General features: G+C 38.4%; 4 protein-coding genes. 3 read left to right on the top strand and 1 reads right to left on the bottom strand.

The window, feature by feature from the left end; genetic code table 11:
* The first annotated feature begins 28 nt into the window (after positions 1–28).
* Positions 29–727, top strand: a complete 699-nt coding sequence (locus tag AC3AX0_RS08090; RefSeq protein WP_487549792.1) for a DUF4386 domain-containing protein — start codon at positions 29–31, stop codon at positions 725–727.
* A 443-nt stretch (positions 728–1,170) separates the two neighbouring features.
* Here the strand turns inward: AC3AX0_RS08090 and AC3AX0_RS08085 are convergent, their stop codons facing one another.
* Positions 1,171–1,377 (bottom strand): hypothetical protein, encoded by a 207-nt coding sequence (locus AC3AX0_RS08085; RefSeq protein WP_487549791.1) that lies wholly within the window; start codon positions 1,375–1,377, stop codon positions 1,171–1,173.
* 287 nt (positions 1,378–1,664) lie between these two features.
* On the opposite strand from AC3AX0_RS08085, the gene katG reads away from it, so the two are divergent.
* Both katG and AC3AX0_RS08075 read left to right on the top strand, forming a co-directional pair.
* Positions 1,665–3,860, top strand: coding sequence for a catalase/peroxidase HPI (gene katG, locus AC3AX0_RS08080; protein ID WP_487549790.1), 2,196 nt, complete (start codon positions 1,665–1,667; stop codon positions 3,858–3,860).
* Between the two features lie 196 nt (positions 3,861–4,056).
* Positions 4,057–4,296: a hypothetical protein gene (locus tag AC3AX0_RS08075; RefSeq protein WP_487549789.1), complete on the top strand. Its 240-nt coding sequence runs from the start codon at positions 4,057–4,059 to the stop codon at positions 4,294–4,296.
* The last annotated feature ends 67 nt before the right edge of the window (positions 4,297–4,363 follow it).

Genomic DNA, 4,363 nt, shown 5'->3' with positions numbered 1-4,363 from the left:
AATATACTAAGAAAAAAAGGAGGAACATATGACAACTAAATTTAATAAGTTTTATAACTCTGCAATGATAGCAGGTTTATCTTTAATCATAATGATGTTATTAGCATTTTTTGCTTTTGGATATGCACATAGTAGTTTAATTATACCTGGTAATGCAATGGGTACGCTTTCTAATTTGATCAATGCTAAGAGTTTGTTTTTATATGAGATTATTGCATGGGTATTCATCATAATTGCGGATATATTGGTAACTTATGCTTTTTATATTTATTTAAAGGACATAAATACTACTCAATCACTTTTAGCTGGAATATTGCGTTTAGTATATACTGTAATATTAACTCTTGCTGTAGCTAACTTGTTTGGAGCATATCAATTGATCGGTATTAATGCAGAACTTAGCTCGACACTTGCTAATGATGTTAATGTTTTAATTCAATCCTTTGAAAATATTTGGTCACTAGGACTAATAATTTTTGGAGCACATTTATTCATGATCGGATTAATATCGTATCATTCTGCAGTTATTCCAAGGTTTATAGCTGTACTACTTATAATTGCAGGTATAAGTTATACTGCAATTCATATAATGTATGGTTTTGTTCCTCAACTAGATGAAGTTACTAAAGTTGTTGAGATGATTTTAAGCATACCTATGACTGTTGGTGAAATAGGTTTTGGTATATGGCTCCTTATTAAAGGTAGAAAACTTAAACAAGTTAATTAGTCAACTAACCTTAAATGACTTTGTGTTAATCTTCTCTTAATCCTACTTAATGATTACGATGTAATGCCTATATAACTGACCAGTTGATTTTGTGGAACTCTATCCACAAGACCTGGTCTTTTTCAATTAAAGCAAGATAACGTTCTTCTGGAATTGAAGATATAAAAGTTGCAAACTCATCACACATTTTCCCCATATCTTCTTGCATCATTAAACGTATCATTTCACCAAAAATGGGTTAGAATAGTACATGTCAAGAGGATTTATTTGTTACATGTTGATTAAAAATAGTAACACTTTAATTTTCAGTAAAGAAATTAAATAGGAATTAGGGTGGAATCATGAAAAAAACAATAAGTAATATACAAGCAGATTTAATTCTATTTATGGTTGCGCTTCTGTGGGGGACAACCTTTGTAACATCTAAGGTTTCGTTGGAGTCATTACCAGAAAAGACCTGATAATAAATCATTTTTGGGTGCATTTGCATGTTTTATTGGGATAGGATTCCTGACATTGAAAGGTGGTTTTTCCATAGAATATGGAGATGCACTCACGTTGTTCAGTTCGTTTTTTTGCAGGTCATATTCTGTACCGGCATAGCTTACTTCCTGCAGATGCTGGCTCAGAAGTATACCAAATCCACCCATACAGCCATTATACTGAGTTTGGGAGTGGTATTCGGCAGTGGCGAATCAAAGGAATCATCATCGGAAGCAATAAAAATATAATTACCTAACTTTTCTAGTCAATTCGCTCTTATTAAAAAATATGGTATAATATAGTATACTAAAAGTTTCTTCGCCAATCCTTTCAGGTCTGGCATTTCATAATAAAACTGTCTTAATCGAGAAGTACTAGTTGATGGAATAGCTTCAAAGGATTAATACTCATGGTAATACTGTGGTAGAGTTAAAAAATGATAGGAGGAATAATTATGCATGAAAAAGGAAAGTGTCCCGTAACTGGTCATACAAAAGCAACTACTGCCAGCAAGGGTACTACGAACAAAGACTGGTGGCCGAACCAGTTGAATCTGAAAATTCTTCATCAAAATTCTAAGAAGAGCAGTCCTATGGATGAAGAATTCAACTATGCTGAAGAATTTAAGAAGCTAGATTTAGAGGCTATTAAGAAGGACCTCTTTGAGCTGATGACTGACTCTCAAGACTGGTGGCCGGCTGATTACGGTCATTATGGACCATTTTTCATACGTATGGCTTGGCATAGTGCAGGTACCTACCGTACCAGTGATGGTCGTGGAGGAGCAGGGACAGGAAACCAACGATTTGCTCCCCTTAACAGCTGGCCGGACAATGTAAATCTGGACAAGGCTAGACGTTTGCTTTGGCCAATCAAACAAAAATATGGCAAAAAGATTTCCTGGGCTGACCTTATGATATTGGCCGGTAACTGTGCTCTTGAATCTATGGGATTCAAGACCTATGGTTTCTGCGGAGGCAGGGAGGACATCTGGGAGCCTGAAGAAGATACCTACTGGGGAGAAGAAAGCGAGTGGCTTGGAGACAATCGTTACTCTGGAGACCGTGAACTGGAAAATCCTCTTGCGGCAGTACAGATGGGTCTTATCTATGTGAATCCTGAAGGACCAAATGGTGAACCCTCTGCCATTGCATCAGGTCGCGATATTCGAGAAACCTTTGCACGTATGTCGATGGATGATGAGGAAACTGTTGCGCTAATCGCAGGTGGACATACATTTGGTAAATGCCATGGTGCCAGTACTGCAGACCATGTAGGCCCTGAACCCGAGGCTGCAGGAATTGAAGATCAGGGACTAGGATGGAAGAGCAGATATGGAAGCGGTAAGGGACGAGATACTATTTCCAGTGGTATTGAAGGTGCCTGGAATCCTACTCCTATTAAATGGGATAATAGTTATCTTGACACTCTTTATGACTATGATTGGGATCTTGTTAAAAGCCCTGCTGGAGCTTGGCAGTGGATTCCTACTGATCCTGCAGCAGCAGATACCGTTCCTGATGCAGAAGATTCGTCAAAACGACACGCACCTATAATGACTACAGCTGACCTTGCTCTTAGGATGGATCCAATATATGGCCCGATTTCTAAGCGTTATCATGAACATCCTGAAGAGTTTGAGGAAGCTTTTGCAAAAGCCTGGTTCAAATTGACACACCGTGATATGGGTCCTCGTTCCCGTTATTTGGGTGCAGAGGTTCCAGTAGATGAATTAATTTGGCAAGATCCTGTTCCTGCATTTGATGGTGAACTTATTGATGAACATGATATAGAGCAGCTCAAGGGCTTGATTATTGCTTCCGGTTTAACAGTATCGCAATTGGTGTCAACAGCCTGGGCGTCTGCGTCCACTTTTAGGGGTTCAGACAAGCGTGGTGGAGCCAATGGAGCTCGAATACGTCTTGAACCACAGAAAGATTGGGAAGTTAATCAACCGGCCCATTTGAATACTGTGTTGCAAACACTTGAAGTAATATATAATGAGTTTAACAATTCTCAGTCAGACAAGAAGAAAGTTTCCATGGCTGATTTGATTGTACTTGGAGGATGTGCAGGTATTGAACAAGCTGCTAAAAACGGTGGTATTGATGTAAATGTTCCATTTACACCTGGACGTACGGATGCATCCCAGGAACAAACTGCAGTTTATTCTATTGCAGTGCTTGAACCTAATGCAGACGGATTCCGAAACTATGTCAAAGCTAAATTCGCAGTATCATCAGAGGAATTGTTGGTTGACCGTGCACAGCTTCTCACATTGACTGCACCTGAGATGACGGTTCTTGTTGGTGGTTTGCGTGTATTGAATGCAAACTTTGGACAAAGACAGTATGGTGTATTCACCAATAGACTAGAGACTCTAACAAATGATTTTTTTGTTAATCTTCTGGATATGGGTACAGCTTGGGAAGCAACTACCCAAGACGGAGATGTTTTTGAGGGTCATGACCGTAAGACAGGTGAATTCAAGTGGACAGCTACTCGTGTTGACCTTATATTCGGTTCCAACTCGCAACTTCGTGCCATCGCTGAAGTTTATGCATGCAGCGATTCACAGGATAAATTTGTAGGTGATTTCATCACAGCATGGAACAAGGTCATGAATGCAGACCGTTTCGATCTTGTTTGACGCAGCATAACAACTCGTATGATTTTGAATTTTAAATGAAATAAGGTACTTGCATGCGGGAATAATGATGTTATTCCGTTGCAAGTACTTTTTTCTTATTCATTCTATTATGGACCATATACGGGCGAGGTACACACATGACTTTGGTAGTGGTCGTTCAAATCACTTGCCAATGGTTCAATACTCTATATATTCATTGGGCTGTAATGATGAAACAGTGGAAACTCTAACCTCAACTTATATTAGAACAAACAATTTGATTGAAATAACAGATTATTCATTGCTTGATGATTCCTTGGAAGGCAACCTGGGTCGTAATGAAGCAATTGATATCTATATAAAAAGTGTATTGAAATGGTTGGAAAGAGTATCCGAAAATGATTATAAGGAAATAAATATAGATAATGAGATGAGCTTTGAAGAAATGAAAAGCTAAAAAGAGTTGTCTAGGTCAAACTCAAGTGGGATCAGGGGATATAAATTGGACAGTATTTACAACTTGA

It is taken from the genome of Dethiosulfatibacter sp. (assembly GCF_983023055.1).
Note: the sequence above shows the minus strand (reverse complement) of the source record. Positions and strands in the feature narration are given on the sequence as shown.